The organism is Salmonella sp. NW177, assembly GCF_051811585.1.
In the GTDB taxonomy this organism is placed as follows: domain Bacteria; phylum Pseudomonadota; class Gammaproteobacteria; order Enterobacterales; family Enterobacteriaceae; genus Salmonella; species Salmonella enterica.
Genome location: NZ_JAMMZV010000001.1, coordinates 1,064,012 through 1,084,781, shown reverse-complemented (window position 1 = coordinate 1,084,781; position 20,770 = coordinate 1,064,012). Strand labels below are relative to the sequence as shown.

Sequence of the window (20,770 nt, the reverse complement as noted above, 5' to 3'; positions counted from 1 at the left end):
ACAGTAGAAGTACGTTTACTTTTTCCAAAAGTCGTCGAATACCGTAATCGGTAAACGGCGCTTATGTTCAGTTTTTACATACCAGCCTTCGATAGTTTTAGCGATGGCGGAGTCCAGCGTTTTGCCTTCCAGGTAATCGTCAATATTGTCATACGTTACGCCCAGCGCGGCTTCATCAGGCAGTGAAGGGCGGTCGTCTTCCAAATCGGCGGTGGGGACTTTTTTATACAGATGCTCAGGACAGCCCAGCGCTGCGAGAAGCTGTTTGCCCTGGCGTTTGTTAAGGCGATGAAGCGGGTTAATATCGGTACCGCCATCGCCATATTTGGTGAAGAACCCGGTTATCGCTTCCGCCGCATGGTCGGTGCCCACCACGACGCCGTGAGTCATACCGGCGATGCTATATTGCGCTTTCATTCGCTCACGCGCTTTTTCATTGCCGCGAACAAAATCGCTCAGCTCAATTCCCGCTTCGCGCAGCGCCTGTTCGCTGGCGAGGACGGCGCCTTTAATATTGACGGTGAGTACTCTGTCCGGCTGAATAAAAGCAATGGCGTCCTGGCAATCCTGTTCATCGGCCTGCACGCCATAAGGCAGACGAACGGCGATAAACTGCAGCGCATTATCACCGGTCTCTTCCCGCAATTCGGTGATAGCCATCTGGCTGAGTTTCCCGGCCAGCGTCGAATCCTGCCCGCCGCTGATGCCTAACACCAGCGATTTCAAAAAGGGATAGGTTTTCAGGTACGCTTTAAGAAAATCCACGCTGCGGCGAATTTCTTCTTCAGGGTTGATATGCGGTTTCGCGCCAAGCGCCTGGATTATCTCTTGCTGCAGAGTCATTTAACCCCCTTCGACATTAAAAAAATGAATCTTTACCCTGTTAAAGCTAACCCTTCGCCGCTGAAACGACAAGGTTTGGCGGGCTAAGCGGTGTTTAAAACAACATATCGTTGCGTTAGAGAATTTTCCGAAAGGCTTTTTGTGGCGGGTCGCGGCTTGAAAAATATTCTGATGTATTCCAGGCTTACATAACACGCTGATAAACAAGAGGACGGAAAATGAACAAGAACGTAGCAGGAATTTTAAGCGCAGCGGCGGTAATGACTATGCTGGCAGGCTGTACGGCGTATGATCGTACAAAAGACCAATTTGTTGAGCCTGTCGTTAAAGATGTTAAAAAAGGAATGAGCAGGGCACAGGTTGCGCAGATTGCGGGCAAACCGTCATCTGAAGTGAGCATGATTCATGCGCGCGGTACCTGTCAGACCTACATCCTGGGTCAACGTGATGGTAAAGCGGAAACCTACTTTGTTGCGCTGGATGATACCGGGCACGTGATTAACTCCGGCTACCAGACCTGTGCGGAGTACGACACTGACCCACAGGCGCCGAAGCAGTAACAACTGTACATTGCCTGAACATTCAAGGAAACCGGCCTGCGAGCCGGTTTTTTTGTGCCTGCCATAACCTTATTTATTATCGCGAATTATTTGCCCGAAATGTGAGGGGGGTCATAACGCCAGGTCAATGAGAGACAATTTAGTGGGTCAAGGAAATACCATCCGGCGGTCCGATCCCGTATACTCATTTCAGCCACCTAAAAAAGTAAATCCGGTTACGCAAGTCGCCCAGAGTATGGATGCAGGTTGAGGCTTGCGGCGTATCTGGTTGACAGATAATCGCACATGAGGAAGGTTTTTATGGAAAAGAAACACATTTATCTGTTTTGTTCTGCGGGCATGTCAACATCGTTACTGGTATCAAAAATGCGCGCTCAGGCTGAAAAATATGAAGTGCCGGTGATTATTGAAGCATTCCCTGAAACCCTGGCCGGTGAAAAAGGCCCGGCAGCGGACGTCGTGTTATTAGGCCCGCAAATTGCTTATATGCTCCCCGAAATTCAGCGTTTATTACCCGGTAAACCGGTAGAAGTCATTGATTCAATGTTGTACGGCAAGGTAGATGGCTTAGGCGTGCTTAAAGCTGCGGTAGCGGCAATTAAAAAAGCCGCCGCGAATTAATTATTTTTTAATTTTTCCCGTCAAAGAGTTATTTCATACACTAACCGCAATATTTTATTGCGGTATTTAAGGGTATTTTTCTATGAGTAACGTTATTGCTTCACTTGAAAAGGTACTCCTTCCTTTTGCTGTAAAAATAGGAAAGCAGCCACACGTTAATGCAATCAAGAACGGCTTTATTCGTTTAATGCCATTAACCCTTGCGGGGGCGATGTTTGTATTAATTAATAACGTTTTCCTGAGCTTTGGGGAGGGGTCGTTTTTTTATTCCATGGGCATTCGGCTTGATGCCTCAACCATTGAAACACTTAATGGATTGAAAGGCATCGGCGGGAACGTCTATAACGGCACATTGGGCATTATGTCGCTCATGGCGCCATTTTTTATCGGCATGGCGCTGGCGGAAGAGCGCAAGGTTGATGCGCTGGCCGCCGGATTGCTTTCCGTGGCGGCATTTATGACCGTAACGCCGTATAGTGTCGGCGAGGCCTATGCCGTAGGCGCTAACTGGCTGGGTGGTGCAAATATTATCTCCGGTATTATTATTGGCCTGGTGGTCGCGGAGATGTTTACATTTATTGTCCGGCGCAACTGGGTGATTAAGCTACCGGACAGCGTACCGGCTTCGGTGTCTCGTTCATTCTCAGCATTAATTCCCGGCTTTATTATTCTCTCTATTATGGGGATTATTGCCTGGGCGCTGTCTAATTACGGTTCTAACTTCCATCAGATTATTATGGACACTATCTCTACGCCGCTGGCATCGCTGGGTAGCGTGGTAGGGTGGGCATATGTCATTTTTGTACCGCTGCTGTGGTTCTTTGGTATTCATGGTTCGCTGGCGCTGACCGCGCTGGATAGCGGCATCATGACGCCCTGGGCGCTGGAAAACATCTCTATTTACCAGCAGTATGGCTCCGTCGATGCGGCGCTGGAAGCCGGTAAAACGTTCCATATCTGGGCGAAACCGATGCTGGATTCTTATATCTTCCTCGGTGGCAGCGGCGCAACGCTGGGTCTGATCATCGCTATCTTCCTCGCATCCCGTCGCGCGGACTATCGCCAGGTGGCAAAACTGGCGCTGCCGTCAGGTATCTTCCAGATTAACGAACCCATCCTGTTTGGCCTGCCGATTATTATGAACCCGGTGATGTTTATCCCCTTCATTCTGGTTCAGCCGATTCTGGCGGCGATTACGCTGGTGGCTTACTATTTGGGTATTATTCCGCCGATTACCAATATTGCGCCGTGGACCATGCCAACCGGGCTGGGGGCGTTCTTTAACACCAACGGCAGTGTCGCCGCGTTGCTGGTTGCGCTATTTAACCTGGCAGTCGCTACCCTGATTTATCTCCCCTTCGTGGTGGTGGCTAACAAAGCGCAGAACGCCATCGAGCAGGAAGAAAGCGAAGAAGATATCGCTAACGCACTGAAATTCTAAACTCCGCGCCGGCATGGGATGCCATGCCGGGCTGAATCAGAGGAAAGACTATGTTTGATCTTGAAAATGTTGTAGATAACCAGACAGCGGCTGAGGAACTCGAAGAAGTCGTTATGGGGCTTATCATCAATTCTGGTCAGGCACGCAGCCTGGCATATGGCGCGCTCAGAAAAGCGAAAGAAGGCGATTTTGAGGCGGCGAAAGCGATGATGGACCAGTCGCGCATAGCGCTCAATGAAGCGCATCTTGTGCAGACAAAACTCATCGAAGGCGATCAGGGCGAAGGCAAAATGAAAGTCAGTCTGGTCCTGGTTCACGCTCAGGATCATTTGATGACCTCAATGCTGGCTCGTGAACTGATCGCCGAGTTGATTGAGCTCCATGAGAAACTGAAATAACAGGGGGCGGATGATGCAGCTACAGGTTAACGCAACGGAAATCAAAACGGTTTATGAGCAGCAGCTCTTCAATGGCAAAAATTTCCATGTGTTTATCTATAACAAGACGGAAAGCGTCACCGGGCTGCATCAGCACGACTACTATGAATTTACCCTGGTATTAACCGGACGTTATTACCAGGAGATCAACGGGAAGCGTGTGCTGCTGGAACGTGGAGATTTTGTTTTTATCCCGGTGGGGTCGAATCACCAAAGTTTCTATGAGTTTGGCGCAACGCGTATTCTGAACGTAGGAATTAGTAAACGTTTTTTTGAACAGCATTATCTTCCGTTACTGCCGTTTTGTTTTGTGGCATCGCAGGTATACAGGGCGAATAGCACCTTCCTTACCTATATTGAAACGGTGATTGCGTCGTTGAATTTTCGCGGCAATGGGCTCGACGAATTTATCGAAGTGGTGACATTTTATATTATAAACCGCTTACGTCATTACCGCGAAGAGCAGGTTTATGATGATATTCCACAATGGCTGAAAGCAACCGTGGAGATAATGCATGATAAAACGCAGTTTGGCGAACATGCGCTGGAAAATATGGTGCGCCTGTCGGCAAAATCCCAGGAGTATCTGACGCGCGCCACCCGACGTTATTACAGCAAAACGCCGATGCAAATCATTAATGAGATTCGCATTAATTTTGCCAAGAAACAGTTGGAAATGACCAACTATTCGGTTACGGATATTGCTTATGAAGCCGGGTATAGTAGTCCAAGTCTGTTTATTAAAACGTTTAAGAAGATGACCTCATTTACGCCGAATAGTTATCGGAAACGATTGACGGAAATTAATGAGTAACGGTTTGCATTGCTCGATTAATTACATTTCACGCTTGCCCCAATAGCGCGGGGAACGTCACGCTATTTCTTACGAGCGGGCATAGCGTAATACATATCAGTGTCATACACTGAAGGGAGATATTATGAGCCAGAAATTAAAAGTCGTCACTATTGGTGGCGGGAGCAGCTACACCCCTGAATTACTTGAAGGCTTTATTAAACGCTACCATGAATTACCTGTCACCGAATTATGGCTGGTTGACGTTGAAGGCGGGAAAGAGAAGCTGGGCATTATTTATGATCTCTGCCAGCGAATGATTGATAAAGCAGGCGTTCCGCTAAAATTGTATAAAACGCTGGATCGCCGGGAAGCGCTGAAAGACGCTAATTTTGTTACTACCCAGCTACGCGTTGGTCAACTCAAAGCCCGTGAACTGGACGAGCGTATCCCGCTTAGCCACGGCTATCTGGGGCAAGAAACCAACGGCGCTGGCGGTTTATTTAAAGGGTTGCGTACCATTCCGGTTATTTTTGACATCATTAAAGATGTTGAAGAATTATGTCCGAATGCGTGGGTCATTAACTTTACTAATCCGGCGGGGATGGTGACGGAAGCGGTTTATCGTCATACCAACTTTAAAAAGTTCATTGGCGTATGTAATATTCCTGTCGGCATGAAAATGTTTATTCATGACGTGCTGGCGCTGAATGAGAATGACGATCTTTCCATTGACCTGTTTGGTCTAAACCATATGGTCTTTATTAAAGATGTGCTGGTGAATGGCACCTCACGGTTCGCAGAATTACTGGATGGCGTGGCGTCCGGTCAGTTGAAAGCGTCAACCGTAAAAAATATCTTTGATCTGCCGTTTAGTGAAGGATTGATTCGCTCGCTGAACATGCTGCCGTGCTCTTATTTGTTGTATTACTTCAAGCAAAAAGAGATGCTGGCGATTGAAATGGGCGAATATTACAAAGGCGGCGCGCGCGCTCAGGTCGTACAGAAAGTGGAGAAACAACTCTTCGACTTGTACAAAAATCCTGAGCTAAACGTGAAGCCGAAAGAGCTTGAGCAACGCGGCGGCGCTTATTATTCCGATGCCGCTTGTGAAGTCATTAACGCTATTTATAATGACAAGCAGACTGAGCATTACGTTAATATTCCACATCATGGGCATGTCGAGAATATCCCGGCGGACTGGGCGGTGGAAATGACCTGCATTCTGGGACGCAATGGCGCGACGCCGCACCCGCGTATCACCCGTTTTGACGAAAAAGTGCTGGGGCTTATCCACACTATTAAAGGATTTGAGGTCGCGGCCAGCAATGCGGCGCTGAGCGGAAACTTTAATGATGTGCTGCTGGCGCTTAACCTGAGTCCGCTGGTGCATTCCGACCGAGACGCAGAAGTCCTGGCGCGTGAGCTCATTCTGGCGCATGAAAAATGGCTGCCTAATTTTGCCGCTTGCATCGAAGCGCTTAAAGGTAAGCACCACTGACAGAGGTAGGCTATGGAACGCGTGTTGATTGTGAATGCCGATGATTTTGGCCTGAGTAAAGGGCAAAATTACGGCATTGTTGAAGCATATCGCAACGGCGTTGTGACCTCCACGACGGCGCTGGTCAATGGCGAGTCTATTGACCATGCGGCGCAGCTTAGCCGCGAGCTGCCTGCGCTTGGGGTGGGAATGCATTTTGTTTTGACGTTAGGCAAACCGGTGTCAGAGATGCCGGGCCTGACGCGAGACGGCCTGTTGGGGAAATGGATCTGGCAAATGGCGGAGGAGGATACGCTTCCGCTGGATGAAATTGCGCATGAACTGGCGTGTCAGTATCAGCGTTTCATCGACGTATTTGGCCGCGAGCCAACGCATCTCGACAGTCACCATCATGTGCATATGTTCCCGCAAATTTTCCCCATCGTCGCCCGCTTTGCGGCGCAGCGCGGGATTGCGTTACGTATTGACCGCCAGACGGTGTTGAATGCAGACGATCTGCCGTCGGATTTGCGCAGCACTCAAGGATTTAGTAGTGAATTTTACGGCGAGGAGATCACCGAAGCGTGCTTTTTACGCATTCTGGACGCCTCGGCGCATCGAGGAGAAGCCTCTCTGGAGGTGATGTGTCATCCGGCGTTTGTGGACAACATTATTCGCCAGAGCGCCTATTGTTACCCCCGCTTAACTGAACTGGAGGTGTTGACGTCTGCGTCACTCAAGGCAGCGATTGCGGAACGTGGATATCGTCCTGGCAGTTTTCTTGATATTTAGCTCCTGAGTTTGCGGCGCAAGAATGCGCCGCATTTTTTGCTGTTTATGCAGGAATCGCGTTAATTTTCCCCGCACGCGACCAGACACGGTGTGCCGCCATCAGCGTCAGCAGAGTGTCCATAAAGTGGTGGTCAACGTTATCGGCCTCAACAAGTCCTTCTTCCCCCTGGCTATCAATGTTTAAAAGCGCCTTAAACCGTCGGGCGTCGCCTGCCAGTGCGATGGGCTTCAGATGTTTGTAGGCTTCCAGAAGGTAGTAACGGGCATCGCCGCAACTCTCGATATCGGCAATATTGCCGCACGGTACTATTACTGCATCGACCGTTAGCGACGGCGCGCCGGCAAAGGTTGCCGCAATAGTTAATGTTGAACCGTCATCAGCCGTTACTTCACCCATCCGTGAATAGAGCAGTTTTGCGTGGACGCCTTTGGCTTTTAAAGCCTGCAAAATGGTCAACAGTTCGGCGGCGTTAACCTTGTCGTTCAGCAGAATAGCGACCACGCGACCTTTAACATCGCCGTCCGGCACCGCATACAGGCTGAGCGCCGGATCTTTTTTCAGACCGTTGACATCAGGAGGCGGGGCAATTTGCGTTTGCTCATGGGTGAGTGCAAAACCGAGATTATGCGCGACGCCCTGAGCCAGCGTAACATCAATATGCGCTAACTGATCGACCACCCGCTCCCGAATATACGCGCGGGCGACTTTACCCAGTTCAAAGCTGAACGCGTCAATAATATGCTGCTGTTCTATCGGCGTCTGACTGAGCCAGAACAGGCGAGGATGCGAGTAATATTCACCGAAAGAGGGGCTGCGTTCGCGGATTTTATTGCCATCCACGCGTTCCTGATATGATTCGAAGCCGCCGCGTTTTGGCGCTGGCGGCGTTTCGCGTGGCCAGTTGTCATTAATGGAGTTTGGTTCATAGTTCGCCGGATTGGTGTCGATATCCATCCGGTGCATACCGTCACGCTGGAAGTTATGGTAGGGGCAGGTAGGGCGGTTAATCGGAATTTCGTGGAAGTTTGGCCCGCCCAGACGACTGATTTGCGTGTCGGTATAAGAGAACAGACGCCCCTGTAACAGCGGATCGTTGGTAAAATCAATGCCGGGAACAATATGCCCTGGATGAAATGCCGCTTGTTCGTTTTCAGCGAAAAAGTTATCCGGATTACGGTTTAACACCATTTTGCCGACGCGTTGTACTGGCACCAACTCTTCCGGAATCAGTTTGGTCGGATCGAGCAGATCAAAATCGAATTTAAATTCATCCTCTTCGGCAATGAGTTGTAGGCCCAGCTCGTATTCCGGGAAATCGCCCGCTTCGATGGCCTCCCACAGATCCCGGCGGTGAAAATCCGGATCGCGACCGGTCAGTTTTTGTGACTCATCCCACACCAGCGAGGCTTTACCTGCCAACGGTTTCCAGTGGAAACGGACAAAGGTCGCTTTCCCTTGTGCATTGATCAGACGGAAGGTGTGAATGCCGAACCCTTCCATCGTCCGATAACTCCGTGGAATACCGCGATCCGACATTGCCCACATGACGTTGTGCAGCGTCTCAGGCTGTAAGGAAACATAGTCCCAGAAGGTGTCGTGCGCGCTCTGTCCTTGCGGAATAGCCCAATGTGGTTCGGGCTTAACGGCGTGCACAAAATCCGGAAACTTATGCGCATCCTGGATAAAAAAGATCGGCGTGTTATTACCGACGAGATCGAAAATTCCCTCTTCGGTATAAAATTTGGTCGCAAAACCGCGGATATCACGTACGGTATCAGCAGACCCTGCGCCGCCCTGTACTGTCGAAAAGCGAACAAAGACCGGGGTAATTTTCTGTGGATCGCACAGAAACGCGGCTTTCGTGATGTCGCTCAGGTCTTTATATGGCTGGAAATAGCCGTGCGCTGCAGATCCGCGGGCGTGAACGATCCTCTCCGGGATACGCTCATGGTCAAAGTGGGTAATTTTCTCGCGCAGGATAAAATCTTCCAACAGCGTAGGGCCGCGGCTGCCGGCGCGAAGAGAATTTTGATCGTCGGCGATGCGCACGCCCTGATTGGTGGTCAGCGCATAATTTTCGCTGCCTTTACGAAAGGCGTCGAGGGCAGTGAGCTTATCATTCGCGGTCTCGGGCGCTTTTAAGCTGCCGGGGGCCGTTGGTTGCGCGCCCGGCGGCGTCGGTTCTGGCGTGGGGCGATGTGAACCGTCTGACGGCGCCAGGGAGTCCAGGCCGGGCTGTGATTCACGGGTATCATGCACGGGGGACTGATGGGGGGATTTCTCATTATGCGACATTGAACTCGTCTCCTGCTTTCATCACTGAAATGGGCGTGGTAGTAGTCAAAATCACTCTAACTATAGAACATTTCAGCAATTATGCCGGGGGAGAGCGGAACGGCAGACAGGGTACAACGGGGAAATCGCACGCGCGGAACAGGACGTCGGGGGCGAAGATCGGCTAAAATAGTGTTTTTCTGATTTTTAGCCTTAGCCTCTTTTAGTGAAGCATTAATGATGAAACCTCTTCGCCAGCAAAATCGCCAGATTATTAGCTATATTCCGCGTGTTGAACCCGCGCCGCCGGAACATGCGATAAAAATGGATACGTTTCGCGACGTCTGGATACTGCGCGGTAAATATGTTGCCTTTGTTCTGACGGGGGAGTCATTTCAACGGTCGCCCGCCTTTAGCGTGCCAGAATCGGCGCAACGTTGGGCGAATCAGGTTCGCCAGGAAAACGAAATCGCTGACTAAGAAAAAAACAAAACGCCGGTACTGGAGACCGGCGTTTTTAGTGACAGACATTTTGAGTTGCCGATCGTCGTGTCTCAGACGATGTGAACGCCCGATAATGTATTATCGATGCGCCAGTTCAGCGTCTTCTTCGCTATCGAGAATGGTTTTATCGGTCTGCTTCAGCCACTGGCTGGTCAGCGTACCCGCGGTCATTGAGCCACTCACGTTCAGTGCGGTACGGCCCATATCAATCAACGGTTCGACGGAGATTAACAGCGCGACCAGCGTGACCGGTAAGCCCATGGCAGGCAGCACAATCAGCGCGGCGAAGGTCGCGCCGCCGCCAACGCCGGCAACACCCGCCGAACTTACAGTAACGATACCCACCAGCGTGGCTATCCATACGGGGTCTAAGGGGTTGATGCCGACCGTCGGCGCAACCATTACCGCCAACATCGCAGGATAAAGACCGGCACAACCGTTTTGGCCGATGGTCGCGCCAAAAGAGGCAGCGAAGCTGGCGATGGACTCCGGCACGCCCAGGCGGCGGGTTTGCGCTTCGACATTAAGTGGAATGGAGGCGGCGCTGGAGCGGCTGGTAAAGGCAAATGTCAGCACCGGCCACACCTTGCGGAAATATTTCAGCGGGCTAATCCCGTTCACGCCCAATAGTATGCCGTGAACCACAAACATTATCGCCAGACCAAGATATGACGCTATCACGAAGCTTCCAAGCTTAATAATGTCCTGCAGATTGGAGCCAGCAACCACTTTCGTCATCAGCGCCAGTACGCCGTAAGGCGTAAGTTGCATCACCAGACGCACCAGCTTCATCACCCAGCTTTGCAGGGTATCGATAGCAACAAGCACACGCTCGCCTTTTGGCGCATCATCTTTCAGCAGTTTAAGCGCGGCCACGCCCAGGAATGCGGCGAAAATCACCACGCTGATAATAGACGTAGGATTTGCGCCAGTCAGATCCGCAAACGGATTTTTCGGTACAAAAGACAGCACCAGTTGCGGCACGCTGAGATCGGCCACTTTGCCGACATAGCTCGTCTCAATGGCATTCAGACGCGCGGTTTCCGCGCCGCCCTGAACCAGACCTTCCGCCGTCAGTCCGAACAGATTGGTGACCAGCACGCCCACCAGCGCTGCGATAAGGGTAGTAAATAGCAGTGTGCCGATAGTCAGAAAACTGATTTTCCCCAATTGAGAGGCGTTATGCAGTCGTGCCACGGCGCTTAAAATAGAGGCGAATACCAGCGGCATCACAATCATTTGTAGCAATTGCACATAACCGTTGCCGACAATATTGAACCACTGAATGGAGTCTTTTAACACCTGACTGTCAGCGCCATAAATGGTGTGCAGGGCCAGACCAAAGACCACGCCCATCACAAGGCCGACAAGCACTTTTTTAGCCAGACTCCACTGTTTATGACGGGCCTGCGCCAGTACAAACAGCAGAATGACGAACACCGCAATGTTCGCAATTAATGGAAAATTCATCCCCGTTCTCCTGATTTTTTTATTATGAAGCGCTGTGTTTTAGCGATTCTGTTCGCGCAAGATTAGCAGAACTGTGAGCTGGCTCTTATATTCAAATGGAATGGTTTATACCAAAAATGACTTTGGCGTTGATTTACTAATCAATCTGGTGATTTATAAAACGATTGAACTGCATTTGCAGGATAGTGATCATCTGCGAAGACCAGCGTATGACGTTGTTTTCCGGCATGGACTGCGGCATCCACACCGCCCAGGCAAACAACGCCATACATAAAAATCGCTCCAGCTGATTGCCTTTGCGCGGCGCCAGAATAGGCAGGCGGAAACGCCAGCGGCACGGCCACAGTAAGGGAACGCCTGCGGGGGTGAGCATATCCGCGACGATATGGCTTAAATAGCCAAGTACCATGCCTTGCAGCGCATCCGCCGGGATAATCCACGTATCCGGTACCTTGAGATAAAAGGTCGCCAGTAGGGCAAAGACCGCCAGCAGACTATGGGTAAACCCCCGGTGACCGAACGCGCGGGCGATTGGTTTTGATACCCATTTCAGGCGCTGACCAAGAAAAGATTTGGGGTGGTCGATATCCGGCAGCAGACAGGTCAAAATAGCCGAAGGAATAATATGCCACCAGTCGCCGTGCGCAAGGACGGGCGTTAACTCGGCATTCTTGGCGAAAACCGCGCTGGCTATAGAAAAAAGAAGATGTCCTTCCGCCGTCATGATAAAACCCATTAAACTGTCAATTCATACAGTATAGGGTTTTTATACAGTAGGCGGAAGTGGTGACGTTGTAACTCTTTGTCTCTGTCAAAGCCGCTTGCCGTCTGGCTCAGCGGCTAATTGCCCGTTGACTTTGTTTCGGAAACATCTTAACCGAGTAGATGCGCCGCCGTCAGCTCTGTCAGTGAGTTAAGTTTGACATTCGCCAGCGCAAAGCGCGGATCAGGCTGGTTTTCTTCTGCTGGCACCACAATGGCGCGCATTCGCGCCGCCTTTGCCGCGATTAAACCATTCACCGAATCTTCCAGCGCCACGCAGGTTAATGGATCAACGCCTAATTTGGCCGCACAATCCAGATAGACCTGCGGGTGCGGTTTGCTGTAGGGCAATTTTTCCGCAGAAGCCAGCGCGTCAAAACTGTCGCGCAGTTCAAACATGGTGAGCACTTTTTCCAGCATATGCAGCGGCGATGCCGAGGCAAGCCCCACTAATAACCCCTGCGCTTTACACAGTGCCACGGCCTCGCGCACACCCGGCAAAAGAGGGCGCGTCTCTTCGATAAGCGTAATCGCGCGGGCAATAACACGGTTTGTCACTTCCTGGCGATCGGGGCCGCTCCACGGTTGCTGCGCAAACCAGAGATCGACAACCATATCAATGCGTAGCCCAAGCGTGTCTGGTAACTCATGGCGCCGAGTAATATCTACGCCTAAACTTGCCATCACGTCCAGTTCAGCGCGATCCCAGAGCGGTTCGGAATCGATCAGTAGTCCATCCATATCGAAAATTGCAGCAAGAATTTGACGTGGGGTTGACATCACAACCTCTCCTGTTGAGATTAAAAAATAACGAATTAAGCGTTCATTATGACCATGTTCTTAGTATATCGCCCTTAAAGATCAGGCGAAAACGGGAATCAACAGGTAGACTTAGGCCAAAACGACGCGTCTTTATCAAGGGGAACTCATGACGTATCAACAAGCTGGACGCATTGCAATCCTAAAAAGAGTTGTTGGGTGGGTTATTTTTATTCCGGCACTGCTTTCCACGCTCATCTCAGTCCTTAAATTTATGTATGCGCACAGTGAAAAGCAGGAGGGGATAAATGCGGTAATGCTGGATTTTACCCACGTAATGATAGACATGATGCGCGTGAATACGCCGTTTCTGAATGTTTTTTGGTACAACTCGCCGACGCCGAATTTTCAGGGAAGCCTGAATATCGGTTTCTGGCTCATTTTTATTCTGATTTTTGTCGGGCTGGCGATGCAGGATTCCGGCGCCAGAATGAGCCGCCAGTCACGTTTTTTACGTGAAGGCGTGGAAGATCAGTTGATCCTGGAAAAAGCAAAAGGCGCGGAAGGACTAACGCGTGAGCAGATAGAGTCACGTATCGTGGTGCCGCACCATACCATCTTTTTACAGTTTTTCCCGCTCTATATTTTGCCGGTCATTATTATCGTGCTCGGCTACTTTTTCTTTTCCTTGTTAGGCTTCATGTAAACTGAAAAATGCCGGATAGCCCGTATCCGGCATGGGCTGTACCTATACCGCAAGCAGCCGATCCATCGCTTTTTGCGCAATAGCCAGGTGCTGACCGCCAAACAGCCTTGCCCGATTAAGCAGGGTGTAGAGCTGGTAAATCGGCTGCCTGTCGAGAAAATCCAGCGGTAGCGGCGAAACGGACTGATAGCCATCATAAATCTGCGGTGGCTGATCGGTATGCAGCGGTAGCATCGCCAGATCGCATTCTCTGTCGCCCCAATAGCAGGCTGGATCGAAGATATAGGGGCCGTCAGGGCCAAGCGCGCAGTTCGCCGACCATAGATCGCCATGCAAAAGAGAAGGCTGCGGTTGATGCGACGCCAGACGTTGCTGAACATGTTCAACAATGGCGTCAATATTACCAAAGGTAATGCCTTTTTCCGCGGCGAGTTCAAGTTGCCAGCCAATGCGCTGTTCGGCGAAAAAAGTCGACCAACGGCGTTGCCAGGTATTCGGCTGCGGCGTGGTAGAGAGCGCGTTGTCAAAATCGAGGCCGAATTGAGGTTGGTCGCTCCATTGGTGCAGGCGCGCCAGCTGTTGCCCAAGAATAAACGCATTATGGGCATCCAGCGGGCGGGGCGAGAGGTAGTCCATGACTAAAAAGCTGTAATCCCGATCCGAACCTACCGCCCATACCTTAGGCACAACAACGGTTTTACTGCGGGAGAGCAGCTCCAGCTGATCGGCTTCTGCGGTAAAACCGCGAAGCATTTCTCGTTCATCGCACTTCACGAAAAAATCATGGCCTGCATAACGTAAATGCCATGCGGCATGAACTTCTCCGCCTGGCAGTTCATTACGCAGTTCGATTTCGCCTTCACCGACTTGCTCGCTTAAAAGACGACTGATAGCTTGCCACATAATGTCTCTCCCCACGTTGTCTGCCAGATCATAAGGTTAGCGCAAAAATGCGGTTAAAAAATACGAACTAACGCACATCGCGGACGCGCCGCGGCGGGAATGGCACTTATTGTGCGTTTTTACTCCACGCCTCCCAGGTCGCCACGGTAATGTCGACATCCTTATCTAACGCGCTTTTCGCAAGTCCGGCGACAAGCGCTTTGATTTCATCAGCGCTCTGAGCGCTAACAAAGCCAAACGTATTGGTGCCGAGCTCATGCACATTCCCTTCATCGTCCGTTAATGTCAGCAAAAAACCGCTGCGCGTCAGATGATTATTGAGTTCGTTAATCTCGGTCAGGGAATCTTCATGGAAGGTTACGGTAATAACATAACGGGTAATATCGCCACTGGCCATCGTTCACCTCGTTGGGAGCAACTGTGTTTTTAACAGCGGCGGATGCGCCGCCCGTTAACCGATTTTCCGGTATCCCCCTCGGCGAGGGGGAAACGATTATTGCGCGGAAAGATAGGCGTATATTTTTTGGGTATCGTCACGAGAACACAGACGCGTACCTTGATTGAGCGTAGCGGCGCTGCCTGCCGCCACACCGAAGCGCACCATCTCTTCCAGCGACGCGTCTTGCGCCAGTTTTAACGTCATCGCGCCCACCATACTGTCGCCTGCGCCGACAGTACTTTGACTTTTCACCGGGGGAGGAACAACCTGGATGCAATTCTCACTGTCTATGCCCAGCGCCCCTTGCGGCCCCAGAGAGACCACTACCCGGCGAGCCTTGCCGCTTTGCACTAATTCCTGGGCCGCTTTACGCACATCATCAGGCTGCGTCAGATCGCGATTGACTAACGCGCTCAATTCTTTCAGGTTAGGTTTCACCAGTTCGATATCGCCAAGCGCCAACGCAGCGGTGAGCGCGTCGCCAGAGCTATCAATAATGCAGCGAATGCCTTGCTTCTGCGCGGCGGAAATCAGTTGCGTGAGTTTCTCGACCTTAACGCCGGGCGGAAGGCTGCCGCTGATAACCAGAATTGCCCCGGATTCAATTTCCAGTACCTGTTCTTCAAGCTGGCGAAATTCGTCATCGTCCAGCGTGGCGCCGGGCATAACAAAACGATATTGTTCGCCGCTGGACTCGACGTGAACGTGCAGGTTCTGACGCGTCCAGTCCTTCGCATCGACGGTAGACACGGGGACATTTTCGTCAGCCAGTAGTGCGACCAGATGTTCGCCGGTAGCGCCGCCAGCCGGGAAAATTGCGGTCGCGGTGCCGCCAAGATGCGCAATGGCGCGAGCGACATTAATACCCCCGCCGCCGGGTTCGAATACTGGCGCGGAGCACCGCAGTTTACCTTCGGGATAAATTTGCGGCGTGATTGTTGCGCTATCGAGAGAGGGCGCAAGCGTCAACGTATAGATACGTACCATCGTTACCTCCTGTTAGGCTGATTTCAGTCTGGCACTTAATCCCCGGAAAGTGAAGGAATTAACAATATGATTTTCCGGATCTTTATTTAAAGAAGTACGATGTAAAGTTATATAAATAAATGAATGCTTCGGGAGGGTTCTTATTCAAAAAATGAAATAGTAATTGATTGCTATGTTATTCGGGGCTTCTTATAATTCGCTACCTTTCCAGGGGCGTTTGTCATTGATCCCTATGAAAGTTTCCGGGACCGTCGTGGTCTCTTTTTTAGTTGTACGGACTCTATATAAATGAAGCTTTTGAAGGCAGTACCCGCTGTAGTTATGCTGGCGGGTGGCGTGTTCGCGTCTCTGTATGCCGCCGCCGATGATTCCGTTTTTACTGTCATGGATGATCCCTCCACCGCGAAAAAACCTTTTGAAGGTAATCTGAATGCGGGCTACCTTGCTCAGTCAGGCAATACTAAAAGTTCTTCCTTAACGGCTGACACGGCGATGACCTGGTATGGACAACGTACCGCCTGGTCATTATGGGGCAATGCCAGCAATACCTCCTCTAATGATGAGCGCTCTTCAGAAAAATATGCGATAGGCGCGCGTAACCGTTTTAATATGACGGATTATGATTATACCTTTGGCCAGGCCAGTTGGCTGACAGACCGTTTCAACGGTTATCGTCAGCGCGACGTACTGACCGCCGGTTACGGGCGGCAGTTCCTTAATGGCCCAGTGCACAGCTTCCGTTTTGAATTCGGTCCAGGGGTTCGCTATGACGAACATACGGACGATACCACTGAAACGCAGCCGTTGGGTTATGCTTCCGGCAGCTATGCCTGGCAGTTAACTGACAATGCTAAGTTTACACAGGGGGTGTCAGTATTTGGCGCAGAAGACACCACACTAAATTCGGAAACAGCCCTCAATGTCGCCATTAACGAACATTTTGGTCTAAAGGTGGGGTATAATTTAACGTGGAACTCGCAGCCGCCTGAATCAGCGCCTGAACATACCGATCGCCGCACTACGGTAACGCTGGGCTATAAGATGTAATATTGCGCCGGGTTACGTTACGTAACCCGGTTATTCCGTGGTGACGCCTCAGAAGAAGAAGGTGATGTCGCCGTTGATATAAGAATAGTCGTCTCCGGTGCGAAATTCCGACGTGACTTTGTTTAAAGAAAGAGAAAATGCGACGGGAGAATAGCCGATGGTGGCACCGACGCGATATTCATCCACGGTTTTATTAATATCCACCGTTTCCATTTTTGTTTGCAGCGTTTTCCCCTGTAACGTGTAGTTTTTATCAACTTCCCTGCGCTCAACGCCAGCAAATACTTTATAGATCAATCCCTCTTTTTGAGTGTGTATTAACCCTCGGCGGGACAGTAACCCAAACCCATTATCAGAGTTGAAGGTCTTATCATTTCCCAGCGCAACGGTTGCGCCGTACCCCAAATACTGGAAGAGATTGCCGCCGACAGCAGAGACTTCTGGATAGAAGCCCACATTGACACCCAGAATATCAATAGCTGGCGTAAGGGAGACCATTCCTTTTGCCGTGTAACCATAACGGTTTTCAATTTGATCCTGCCAGGCAGGGTATTTTTCTGTGCCTATTATTCGATGCGCCCGATTCTGAACCTCCTGACCGCCTGCGTCAGGACCAATAACGCCAATATCGGTACCTAAACGATAACGTAACCAATTGGTGGCTAATGAATTCCACTCCAGTCCGGTATGAAGAAAGGCGCTGAACGCGCGGTCGCCTTTGACGGCTTCAGGCTTTCTCTTATTGGCGCCTGATGGAGAATAAATATCTTGCGCGATATGAAAAGAGAGTTGACTGGCGTCAGTGAGATCGTGGCTGTAGCCTAAAAAGAGCCCGGCAGTATAATCACCCCGGTCTGCAGCCTTGTGCCCGTAAAGGGCATTTAAGGATGGTTGAAATATACCTGCATCATCATTCGCCACTGAAATAGCAAGGCTACTGGCATTGGCCATTGTGGTCGTACTGAGTATGGCGGCAATCATCGTTGCGCAATAGCTGTATTTGTTCACTTTTTACCCCTGAATATGAAAGTGAATACTCTTATTTTTACAAAGTAATAAGCACAGCAGCATGATGCGCAGTGCTTATTAAACCTTTAAATATAACTAAACTCCTGCCAGCAGCGAGTCATTGAGAGGATACGTTGCCTTAATGTTGAAAAATGGTGTTGAAAAACATGCGCCAGATATTATTGAATATCCATTTTTCATTCGCTATCTGAGTGCGAGAAATTATTGGCTTCACGATTATGCATATAATACGATGTTTTTTGGTATCAATATGAATATCACGTTGTATTCTTTTGAGCTCATTTTCTATGATGGCTTCGATGTTTATCTGTTATTAATTTTTACCGTGATAGTGTTGTCTTTAATGATGAGAGTATCTAACGGCTGGTAGGGTAATATAACCAAATTATTACTATCTGAATTATTAGGGCAGTTATTATTAAGGAAGCAAAAGTGAATAAGACCATTAATCTGCTAAAATTACTGCCCGTAGTATTATTAAGCGCATGTACTACATCGTATCCTCCCCAGGATACAACATCGGCACCCGAGTTACCCCATCGTAACGTACTCGTTCAACAACCTGATAACTGTAGCGTTGGCTGTCCTCAAGGAGGAAGTCAACAAACAATCTATCGCCATGTCTATACGCTCAATAATAATAGCGCCACGAAATTTGCCAACTGGGTTGCCTATAGCGTGACAAAGACCAGCCAGGCAAGCGGTCGCCCGCGGAACTGGGCGCAGGACCCCGATTTACCGCCCTCGGATACGTTGGCCCCTTCGGCCTATAAAAATGCCCATGCGCTATTAAAAGTCGACAGGGGACACCAGGCGCCGTTGGCAGGATTGGGCGGCGTTTCGGACTGGCCGTCGTTAAATTATTTATCGAATATTACGCCGCAGAAATCCGCCCTGAACCAGGGAGCATGGGCTGCACTGGAAAACCGGGTACGCGAACTTGCCAAACAGGCTGATGTATCTGTAGTGCACGTAGTGACCGGCCCCCTTTTTGAGCGGCATATCGCCACATTGCCAGAAGATGCGACGGTAGAAATTCCCAGCGGGTACTGGAAGGTTTTATTCACCGGAACGGCGCCGTCAAAAAGTGAAGGAAATTACGCTGCGTTTATTATGGATCAGAATACACCCCGTTCGGCGAATTTTTGCGACTATCAGGTTACCGTGGAGGCTATCGAACATAAAACGAAGCCAGTGCTGACGCTGTGGTCTGCCTTGCCTGAAGCGGTAGCCAGCGAGGTGAAAACAACAAAGGGGAGTCTGGCGCAGAAGTTAGGTTGTCGATGAGAAGCGCTATACGGCGCGTAGAAAGATAATGGAGAAACCCTGTCAAGGGTCTTGATTTGCTACAGAGTGATGCAATCTCCCTTTTTTTAGTGTTACCATCGTCATGCCGGACGAAAATAGCGATTTTCGTCTGTGTCGAAGGTTGTGCGCCAATTTAGCAATGGTTGGCTAGATGGATACACAACTCACTGTCAATAAATTCATTTTCTCTTTGTATGTGATCTTGCGTATAAGTACTATCCTTCATTCACATCCATTCACGTTCGTTTAAACCTGTTTCACCAGTTCCGCGTCATTACTGGTAATAACGCATGTATATGTTTCATACCGTTTCGCATTGATCCCTTTCGTGCCGTAAGATGTGTGTACCAAATTGCGTACCAAATCTAACTTAGGCAGGCAGGGAACTATGCCACTTAACGACACGAAACTTAGACGTATTGACGGAAAGCCCTATGATGGACCTGTTGAAATTCCTGATGGTGGTGGATTGTCTGTCAGGATCAGTCCCAAAGGACTTATAACATTCCAGTATCGCTATCGCTTCAATGGAAAGCCTGTACGTCTAAAATTAGGCGTCTACGGAAGCATGTCCATTAAAGAAGCAAGAGATGCGGTGGAGGTTTGCAAAAAGTGGTTGAGTGAAGGCAAGAATCCAGCCGTCTATAGAAAGCTGGACAAGAAAAAGAAAACTGAATCTCCCGATATCGCCACTTTGGTTAATGAATGGCTAGATACACCATCCGCTAAGGATCTGGTCAAATACGAATACTGGAAGAGGATGCTTAAACTTCATGTCACCGATCTGTATGGACAATTGATTGTCGACGACATGGACCCCACGCACTGGGAAAAGATTTTTCTCGCGATTACGAAATCCGGCTCTCCTGTACAGGCAGGAAACGTACTGGTGAAAATGAAACAAGTGATAAAGTATGCACTTCGTAGAAAACGGATTACGTCTAATTCGCTAATGCTTCTAGAACTGACTGATGTTGGTAAATTACCAGAAGACGGGGAGCGGTTTCTCAACGATGTTGAAATAGGGAAATTCTGGCTAGCTATCGATAAAACCAGAATGTCATGGCAGAACAAAATGGTAATGCGATTGCTTCTGTTAACTGGATGTCGTGGGGTTGAGTTAAGGCTTGCGAGGAAGGTGGATTTCGATCTTGATGGTAGGATATGGGTTATCCCGAAAGAAAACTCAAAGACCAGAAAGCGGTTTGTGCGTGGCTTGTCTGAGCTATCTGTTGAGTGTCTTAAGCAGGTATTCGAGGTTTATCCAGGCAATTCTATAGTTTTTCCTCCAGCGACACTACAGGAGGACAGGCCGATGGCTGCGGGAACAATTATTTCACTGGCAGAACAGGTAGAAACAATGATGGATTGTCCACACTGGTCTGCACATGATCTTCGGCGTACCTGTAAAACTAAAATGGCTGAATTGGGCGTTGCGCCACATGTTTCTGAAAAAATACTTGGGCATAAACTTACCGGGATGCTGGCAGTCTATGACCAGTATGATTACATCCCGGAGCAGCAGGAGGCAGCAGATAAATGGGCTCAGAAGGTACTTGATTGCGCATCAGCAATCAGCCCCTTATCTTTGCAGAACTGAATGACCTCAACATA

The 20,770-nt window shown here is 49.8% G+C and carries 21 protein-coding genes and 2 pseudogenes; 14 read left to right on the top strand and 9 right to left on the bottom strand.

Annotation, left to right across the window (positions count from 1 at the left end):
* Positions 1-15: 15 nt before the first annotated feature.
* Positions 16-843: an ammonia-dependent NAD(+) synthetase gene (gene nadE / locus NA986_RS05700; protein ID WP_000174989.1), complete on the bottom strand. Its 828-nt coding sequence runs from the start codon at positions 841-843 to the stop codon at positions 16-18.
* 218 nt (positions 844-1,061) lie between these two features.
* Between nadE and osmE the strand changes: the two genes are divergently transcribed.
* The 7 genes from osmE (at position 1,062) to chbG (ending at position 6,967) form a co-directional block, all read left to right on the top strand.
* A complete protein-coding gene (gene osmE / locus NA986_RS05695; protein WP_001039301.1) occupies positions 1,062-1,403 on the top strand; it encodes an osmotically-inducible lipoprotein OsmE in 342 nt (113 codons plus the stop codon).
* 300 nt (positions 1,404-1,703) lie between these two features.
* A complete protein-coding gene (gene chbB / locus NA986_RS05690) occupies positions 1,704-2,024 on the top strand; it encodes a PTS N,N'-diacetylchitobiose transporter subunit IIB (protein WP_000412161.1) in 321 nt (106 codons plus the stop codon).
* 82 nt (positions 2,025-2,106) lie between these two features.
* Entirely contained in the window at positions 2,107-3,465 is a 1,359-nt protein-coding gene (gene chbC, locus NA986_RS05685) for a PTS N,N'-diacetylchitobiose transporter subunit IIC (protein WP_000073063.1), read from the top strand.
* Positions 3,466-3,515: 50 nt separating this feature from the next.
* Positions 3,516-3,863, top strand: a complete 348-nt coding sequence (gene chbA, locus NA986_RS05680) for a PTS N,N'-diacetylchitobiose transporter subunit IIA (RefSeq protein WP_000459883.1) — start codon at positions 3,516-3,518, stop codon at positions 3,861-3,863.
* Between the two features lie 10 nt (positions 3,864-3,873).
* Positions 3,874-4,716, top strand: coding sequence for a transcriptional regulator ChbR (gene chbR / locus NA986_RS05675; protein ID WP_000983393.1), 843 nt, complete (start codon positions 3,874-3,876; stop codon positions 4,714-4,716).
* A 124-nt stretch (positions 4,717-4,840) separates the two neighbouring features.
* A complete protein-coding gene (locus tag NA986_RS05670) occupies positions 4,841-6,196 on the top strand; it encodes a 6-phospho-beta-glucosidase (protein WP_023212245.1) in 1,356 nt (451 codons plus the stop codon).
* A gap of 12 nt (positions 6,197-6,208) precedes the next feature.
* Entirely contained in the window at positions 6,209-6,967 is a 759-nt protein-coding gene (gene chbG, locus NA986_RS05665; protein ID WP_023216213.1) for a chitin disaccharide deacetylase, read from the top strand.
* 43 nt (positions 6,968-7,010) lie between these two features.
* Here chbG and katE read toward each other — a convergent pair whose 3' ends face one another.
* Entirely contained in the window at positions 7,011-9,263 is a 2,253-nt protein-coding gene (katE, locus tag NA986_RS05660) for a catalase HPII (protein WP_000019105.1), read from the bottom strand.
* Between the two features lie 216 nt (positions 9,264-9,479).
* On the opposite strand from katE, the gene cedA reads away from it, so the two are divergent.
* Positions 9,480-9,722: a cell division activator CedA gene (gene cedA / locus NA986_RS05655; protein ID WP_000977510.1), complete on the top strand. Its 243-nt coding sequence runs from the start codon at positions 9,480-9,482 to the stop codon at positions 9,720-9,722.
* Between the two features lie 102 nt (positions 9,723-9,824).
* On the opposite strand, the gene tcyP is transcribed toward cedA, so the two are convergent.
* The 3 genes from tcyP to hxpB form a co-directional block, all read right to left on the bottom strand.
* The gene (gene tcyP / locus NA986_RS05650) at positions 9,825-11,216 is read right to left on the bottom strand and encodes a cystine/sulfocysteine:cation symporter (protein WP_198910057.1); all 1,392 of its coding nucleotides are present in this window, start codon (positions 11,214-11,216) and stop codon (positions 9,825-9,827) included.
* A 136-nt stretch (positions 11,217-11,352) separates the two neighbouring features.
* A complete protein-coding gene (locus tag NA986_RS05645) occupies positions 11,353-11,952 on the bottom strand; it encodes a metal-dependent hydrolase (RefSeq protein ID WP_000505804.1) in 600 nt (199 codons plus the stop codon).
* Positions 11,953-12,089: 137 nt separating this feature from the next.
* Positions 12,090-12,758 carry a hexitol phosphatase HxpB gene (hxpB, locus tag NA986_RS05640; RefSeq protein ID WP_000106856.1) on the bottom strand — a complete coding sequence of 223 codons (669 nt, stop codon included), beginning with the start codon at positions 12,756-12,758 and terminating at the stop codon, positions 12,090-12,092.
* 148 nt (positions 12,759-12,906) lie between these two features.
* Between hxpB and NA986_RS05635 the strand changes: the two genes are divergently transcribed.
* Positions 12,907-13,443, top strand: coding sequence for a YniB family protein (locus tag NA986_RS05635; RefSeq protein WP_000222158.1), 537 nt, complete (start codon positions 12,907-12,909; stop codon positions 13,441-13,443).
* 42 nt (positions 13,444-13,485) lie between these two features.
* Here NA986_RS05635 and NA986_RS05630 read toward each other — a convergent pair whose 3' ends face one another.
* From NA986_RS05630 to pfkB, 3 genes are all read right to left on the bottom strand, one after another.
* Entirely contained in the window at positions 13,486-14,346 is an 861-nt protein-coding gene (locus tag NA986_RS05630) for a fructosamine kinase family protein (RefSeq protein WP_070793855.1), read from the bottom strand.
* 106 nt (positions 14,347-14,452) lie between these two features.
* Positions 14,453-14,743 carry a type V toxin-antitoxin system endoribonuclease antitoxin GhoS gene (gene ghoS, locus NA986_RS05625; RefSeq protein ID WP_000146133.1) on the bottom strand — a complete coding sequence of 97 codons (291 nt, stop codon included), beginning with the start codon at positions 14,741-14,743 and terminating at the stop codon, positions 14,453-14,455.
* A 96-nt stretch (positions 14,744-14,839) separates the two neighbouring features.
* On the bottom strand, positions 14,840-15,772 hold the full coding sequence (pfkB, locus tag NA986_RS05620; protein WP_000251707.1) for a 6-phosphofructokinase II: 933 nt from the start codon (positions 15,770-15,772) through the stop codon (positions 14,840-14,842).
* 288 nt (positions 15,773-16,060) lie between these two features.
* On the opposite strand from pfkB, the gene NA986_RS05615 reads away from it, so the two are divergent.
* Positions 16,061-16,819, top strand: a complete 759-nt coding sequence (locus NA986_RS05615; RefSeq protein ID WP_000770979.1) for a DUF481 domain-containing protein — start codon at positions 16,061-16,063, stop codon at positions 16,817-16,819.
* A gap of 48 nt (positions 16,820-16,867) precedes the next feature.
* On the opposite strand, the gene NA986_RS05610 is transcribed toward NA986_RS05615, so the two are convergent.
* Positions 16,868-17,827, bottom strand: coding sequence for a lipid A deacylase LpxR family protein (locus tag NA986_RS05610; RefSeq protein ID WP_023215746.1), 960 nt, complete (start codon positions 17,825-17,827; stop codon positions 16,868-16,870).
* Positions 17,828-17,969: 142 nt separating this feature from the next.
* On the opposite strand from NA986_RS05610, the pseudogene NA986_RS05605 reads away from it, so the two are divergent.
* The 4 genes and pseudogenes from NA986_RS05605 (at position 17,970) to NA986_RS05590 (ending at position 20,756) form a co-directional block, all read left to right on the top strand.
* Positions 17,970-18,284 (top strand): annotated as a pseudogene (locus NA986_RS05605) (hypothetical protein).
* On the top strand, positions 18,281-19,135 hold the full coding sequence (locus tag NA986_RS05600) for a DNA/RNA non-specific endonuclease (protein ID WP_001044089.1): 855 nt from the start codon (positions 18,281-18,283) through the stop codon (positions 19,133-19,135). The pseudogene NA986_RS05605 and the gene NA986_RS05600 overlap by 4 nt, the downstream one beginning before the upstream one ends.
* A 172-nt stretch (positions 19,136-19,307) precedes the next feature.
* A pseudogene (locus NA986_RS05595) lies at positions 19,308-19,525 on the top strand (hypothetical protein).
* Positions 19,526-19,544: 19 nt separating this feature from the next.
* Positions 19,545-20,756 (top strand): tyrosine-type recombinase/integrase, encoded by a 1,212-nt coding sequence (locus tag NA986_RS05590; RefSeq protein ID WP_023230808.1) that lies wholly within the window; start codon positions 19,545-19,547, stop codon positions 20,754-20,756.
* The last annotated feature ends 14 nt before the right edge of the window (positions 20,757-20,770 follow it).